This is a genomic window from Bacteroidia bacterium (assembly GCA_019695265.1).
GTDB lineage: Bacteria > Bacteroidota > Bacteroidia > JAIBAJ01 > JAIBAJ01 > JAIBAJ01.
This window is the reverse complement of the sequence record JAIBAJ010000155.1, coordinates 1-5,832: the sequence shown is the minus strand read 5'-3', so window position 1 is coordinate 5,832 and position 5,832 is coordinate 1. Positions and strand designations below refer to the sequence as shown.

Here is a 5,832-nt window from a genome sequence, read left to right as displayed (position 1 = left end):
ATGGGAACCATGCCTCAGGTCTAGGTGCAGGAAATTACATGGCCTATGTTTACAGTTGCGATAGCACCAAGGTAGATTCTTTGGCATTTAGCATGACCCAGCCCGAACAGCTCCAGGCTGCCATTGCCGTAAGCTACCAGAACAATTGTAACGGTTCGGTTTCTGCCACTTTGTTCGCCCAGGCAAGTGGAGGTGTTGGAAATTATACCTATCAGTGGACACAATCCACCAATGGTGGACAACCAACCAATGTTGGAGAAGGCTATAATCTTTTGAATATTTCGAGTTTTGCAAACTATGGGTTAAGTGTGGTGGATGCCAATGGCGATACAAGTGTTGCCCAGATAAATATCCAACCAGCGGCACAATTAAGTATTTCAGCCAATGCAGTTGCCAAATATGGTGAATTCCATACACGATGTGATGTTGGAGATGGAGAAATTCAGGTACAGCTTTCAGGAGGTATTTCACCTTATGCGCTTCATATCAACGGAAATATCAACATGGGTGGTTATACCACTGGGTTTTCAAGAGATACCACGGTAAATGATACGAGTTTCACCTTGCATGGTTTTGGTGCAGGGAATGTGGGTATAAGCGTAACAGATGCAGGAGGTTGTAGTGCCAATCTTTCCCAGAACATTAACATGAACAAGCCGGGAACACCTGAAGTGTTTGTTACGGGGGAAGTTAGACCAAACGGCTACTATTTCAGTTGCGACACCTGCACCGATGCACAGCTAAGTGCGGACCTTGGAAATGTTAACCAACCTATATCCTATAAATGGTATTCCATTCCCGGTGATTTTTCAAGAGGAATGAAACTAGAAGGAGCATCAATTATGCAAATTGACGAAGGCGAACCTTTTACAGGGGAGGGTTTAAGTCCATTTTCAACAGCTTCAAGTATAAATCAAATTACGCCTGGGGTGCTTAATAAATTGGTTGCCACTGATGCCTTGGGCTGTGTTACAAGTTCAACCATTATCCTCGAAAAACCCAAACCATTTACCCAGGGTTGGGCATTGAATGGAAATATAGGTCTTGATACAACAGCTTATATTGGAACAAAGGACAGTGTGGATGTGGTGCTGAAAAGCAACGGAGCGAATAACCCACAGCCGCAGTTGAAGTTGAAGGCTAGTGGGGGCGTGGAGGTGAATGGGCCTGCAAAATTTTCAGGAATGGTGAAAGTGCCGAATATGGCAGAGGCAACAGATCCAAATCAGGAATTTAAGTTAGTATCAATTGGTACAGACGGAATATTAAAAAGTGGACCTAGCTTTAAACCAGGTTCAGGCTGTTCTCCAACCTTCGGATGGGGTAATGTTTACAATCAATTTGCAACTTACACCAATGATATAATTAAATGTCCGGCTATTGGAAATGTTGGAATTGGAATTACTACCTTACCCCAAGCAAAATTGCATGTTTTGGGTAATTTTAAATTGGATGGAGAAGTTGAAATCACAGGTAGTAGGTTGTTTGTTAGTGGAATTACGGGGCAAATTGGTATAAATACTAATAATATTCCTCTTGATTATAAGCTAGCAGTAAATGGAAAAATAATCACTGAGGAAGTCCAAGTGCAACTGCATTCGGAATGGCCTGATTATGTTTTCGGAAAATCTTATAAATTAATAACATTAGATGAAGTTTCTGATTATATTCAAAGAAACAATCATCTTCCCGGATTGCCCAATGCAAAATACGTTAAGGAATTTGGAGTTTCAATTGGGGAAATGGAAGCAATTCTATTAGAAAAAATAGAAGAGCTAACATTATATGTTATCCAATTGAAAAATGAAATAGAAATGCTTAAAACCGAACAAAAGTAGTTTGCTAAAAAGAAATCCTATGAAGAGACTATTTTTTTATATTGTAGCATTATCTTGGACTTATCACTCCTTTAGTCAGGTTCCTACAAACCAATCTATGCCAACGAATATTCCAGTTTATTTGTCAGGTACTATTTCCGCAGGTGTTGAATTAAAGGAATATGGAGTAATTGAAGCACCAAGGCCGCAATTACTAGCAAATTTTATTGTAAATGGCTCTGCTAAAGTTGATTTAAAGGCCCAGAACAAAATTGTTTTTAAACCTGGTGTTCACTTAGGCAATTTCTCTCCTGGCAACCAAGCTTATTTGAACGCACGTATAGTTCCCAAGAATTTTAATATTGCTTGGTTTGAACCGATAGAGAATCCTGGGTTGGTTCCTAAATATAAAAAACTTGAATTAGGAATATCATTACCAACAATTTATAATAACAAAATTAATGATTTTCTTAATTGCAATCGGACAACTGAGGATTGTGAATCAAAACCTAATACAATAAATCCATTTGACCAAGAAGAATTAAATATCATCGCTGAGTTTCATTCACCTGACAACAGAACAATTGAAAGATATGGATTTTATTATGAAGAATATGAGAGAGTTTTAAATTCAAATTCTCCTCAATTTCATTTAAATGATGACCCGACAGATCCATTAAATATGAATTTTCATGAACCCCATAATCCCTACGGTGATCGTTGGCATAAAATAAGTTCAAATCTATATAATTTTAGAATAAGGTATTCGCCAGATTATTTAGGGTATTGGACTTACTCTATCAAAATATACGTAAATAACAATTCGACTTTGATTGGAGAATATTATGGGGATTTTATGGTAACCGAGTCTGAAGATAAAGGTTACCTTGTTTTAGATAACAATTCAAAATATTTGAAGTATAAAGAGTCCGGTGAATCACTATTTTTAACAGCGCTAAATATCGATAATGTTAGCATGCATCATTACCCCCAATCAGATAGACTTCATAAGGAAATGTTAGAAGAGTTTTTTGAAAAAGGAGGAAATTACACAGAACTTATGATGAAACCCGGTCCATTTGGAATAGAAAGAGAAGAATTAGGGAACTATGCTTCTCGTTATATTCCTGATGAGTTAGTTTATAGTAATAATAATATAAACACCAGTCCATTTGCTGTAACAAGGCAAATGAATGCATGGGAATTGGATGAAAAAATTGAATTTATTGAAAAAAACAATGCCTACTTTCATTTATATGTAGATCAACCTGGTTTTGCCTTAGCTGAAGATGAACCAAGGCCATGTTCAGATATTGGTGGCGCAGATTGGTCATGGATGCCAGACAATTGGTACCCATCGGGTGGGACCAATTATGGAAACCCCTATCGTTCATCCCATCCATTAAATTACGGACGCACCTCTGGGGTGGATTACTTAACGGATTTTTTTAATCTTAATAATCCTGGGATAGCTAAATACTATAATAGAAAGCTAAGGTATATTTCCTCAAGATGGGGTTATGGGCCTCATCTTTTAGCTTACGAATTATTTAATGAAATTAATTGGTGTTGTGATGGTAATCCCGAGGTAAGACAATATAGAAGAAACTGGATTGAAAGTGCAGCAGCATACTTAAAACAAGGCCTAAGAGATCCACATTTAGTTACATATAGTTATTTAACATGGCCTATTACTTTTCCAGAGGATGAACCATTTGATTCTGATTTAATTGATTTTGTTGATGTTAACGCATACAACTATGGTTCTGCACGGAACTATGGACTTTCATTAAATGAAAATGTAAAAACACTGTGGAATGACTATCACAAACCAGTATTAATCGGAGAAGGTGGCACACCGTTACGTGAATTATATGCTTGTGATAGGTGGGGATTGCACAATGAGCTTTGGGCATCAGCCATGTCCGGAACTTTGGGAACCATCATGCATTGGAATTGGATGGATTATTATTACTGGGGCGATTATGTCAACTATACCGGGATTTCAAAATTCATGCAAGGGGTGGATTTTGAATGGAATAACTTTACCCCGCACCATACCACAAGCTCCTATAATCTAAATCTTACCCCTGCTGATGACCATATCGAATGCTTATATTTACAAAATCAACAAAATACCCAAATTATGGGATGGGTTCATAACCGAAGTGCTTATTGGGCAAATGAACCAGGGGATTGTTTTTATTTTGGAAACGATCATCAAAGGACTTTTTGTCCAAGCGACGACCCTGATTGTCAAGATGAAGCAAATTCAATATATTCCATTAATCCAAGAGTACTCCTTTTTGAAAATTTCGACACAGATGCATCCATAATTTATAATGTGCAATGGTTCGATACGCAAACGGGCGATCCGGTTGGAAATATCGAAGAAACCAATACTGCTTTCGGGACATTATTCGTACAAACACCGGACCTAACAACCACTCATGACATTGCCTTTAAGGTTTGGCCAAAATACTCCGATTTCAAAAGTTCTAATGGGGAACAAACTGCCTTACCGACCAGAGAAATAAATATTTGTTCAGGTACAAGCTTGGGTCAAATCCTCAATTTGTTCAAACTTTATCCGAAAGAATTGTATATTAGCGGAGAAAGGATACGGGACACAACCTTAGTATTCAATAACAACACCTCATACAGACTAACTGCAATAACCATTAAAAAAGATACAATGGAAGTGGTAATTCATATAAAGGACTGTCACTATATTACAAATGGAATAAATGAACCTGCTTTTATTCATGCACAAACAGTTGAAAATAATTCATTTTTAGTATATCCCATTCCGGCTGGTGAATATTTTTTTATAGATAGAAAATCAGGCAACTTTGGAAAATATGACTATTTCGTTTATTCCTCATTGGGGCAGGTGGTAAGGAGTGGTCGCTTATTTGAAGAAGCAACTATTATAAAAACGAACGATTTTGCTAAAGGAATTTATTTCCTAAGTATTTCTGAAACCGAAGGAAAGGAGAAACACAATTTTAAACTGACAATTCAATGAAAAGGATTCAACTTATTTACTTGCTTATTCTTTATCTAATAGTCTCTTGCAAAAAGGAAAGCATACAAAAAAGCAAAATTGAATACACCTACAGTTATGATACGCTTTCAAGTAATGATTACACCTTCATTAATAATTTTAAAAACTTTGACAGTATTTATTATCATTGCAATGAATTGGACAGCACTATTCTTTTAACAAATTTTAAATCTTCTATATATTCAAAAATAGACACGAATTATAATAACGTTATTAGCTATTATAACTATTATTACATTGATTACATTTCTGATTCTAAAATTATTAATAGATTATATTACTCATTATTTGGACGTTATCCTGATATTGATACTATTAGTAAAAATTTCGGCATCTTAATTGAAAATGATGCAAAGTGTTATTCAAGTCATAATTTCTCCACCATCAACCCTTACGAAATGAATTCAATTCAGTTAAACGGGAAAATCTTTAACGATTGTTATCATTCCGTTTTGCCTCCCTGGGATTGCAGCAGTGAACTCTATTACAACAAACAATATGGTGTTGTTGCCTTCAAATGGGAGGATAACTGGTGGGTGTTGGAAACGGATAGCTTATGATTTATTTAACCATGGCAGACAAAATGCAAAGATTTAATTCTCTAAAATTTATTCCAGTTAATCCTCCCCAACCTCCTCATTTCCTCCACCAAGGTGTTCGACATTTGGTTCGTAGGCTCCACTAAATGAAAAAGGCTCCCAATTGGAGCTTTTTTTATTGTCAATAGTTCTTTAAAGTTTTTCAGTTTAAGCTCTGCTGGCTAGAGCGTTTGCATGTCCCGAAATCAATTCGGGAAAGAGGTCGTGGGTTCGACTCCCACTGGCTCCACAGAAAGAAGAAAGCTCCAAATGGGGCTTTTTTTATTATTACAAAAATTCATTTTCTATGTTTTATGTATACATCCTTTATTCAAGTAAATTAAATAGGTTTTATATTGGTTACAGTAGT

The 5,832-nt window shown here is 36.3% G+C and carries 3 protein-coding genes; all 3 read left to right on the top strand.

Annotation, left to right across the window (positions count from 1 at the left end):
• Positions 1-1,838: hypothetical protein (locus K1X82_14515; GenBank protein ID MBX7183322.1), on the top strand; the 1,838-nt coding region annotated here is incomplete at its 5' end.
• 19 nt (positions 1,839-1,857) lie between these two features.
• On the top strand, positions 1,858-4,845 hold the full coding sequence (locus K1X82_14510) for a T9SS type A sorting domain-containing protein (protein MBX7183321.1): 2,988 nt from the start codon (positions 1,858-1,860) through the stop codon (positions 4,843-4,845).
• On the top strand, positions 4,842-5,444 hold the full coding sequence (locus tag K1X82_14505) for a hypothetical protein (protein MBX7183320.1): 603 nt from the start codon (positions 4,842-4,844) through the stop codon (positions 5,442-5,444). Before K1X82_14510 ends, K1X82_14505 begins: the two co-directional genes overlap by 4 nt.
• The last annotated feature ends 388 nt before the right edge of the window (positions 5,445-5,832 follow it).

Coding starts and splice junctions, on each gene's coding strand:
- K1X82_14510 (MBX7183321.1), top strand. CDS start 1,858: ATGAAGAGACTATTTTTTTATATTGTAGCATTATCTTGGACTTATCAC.
- K1X82_14505 (MBX7183320.1), top strand. CDS start 4,842: ATGAAAAGGATTCAACTTATTTACTTGCTTATTCTTTATCTAATAGTC.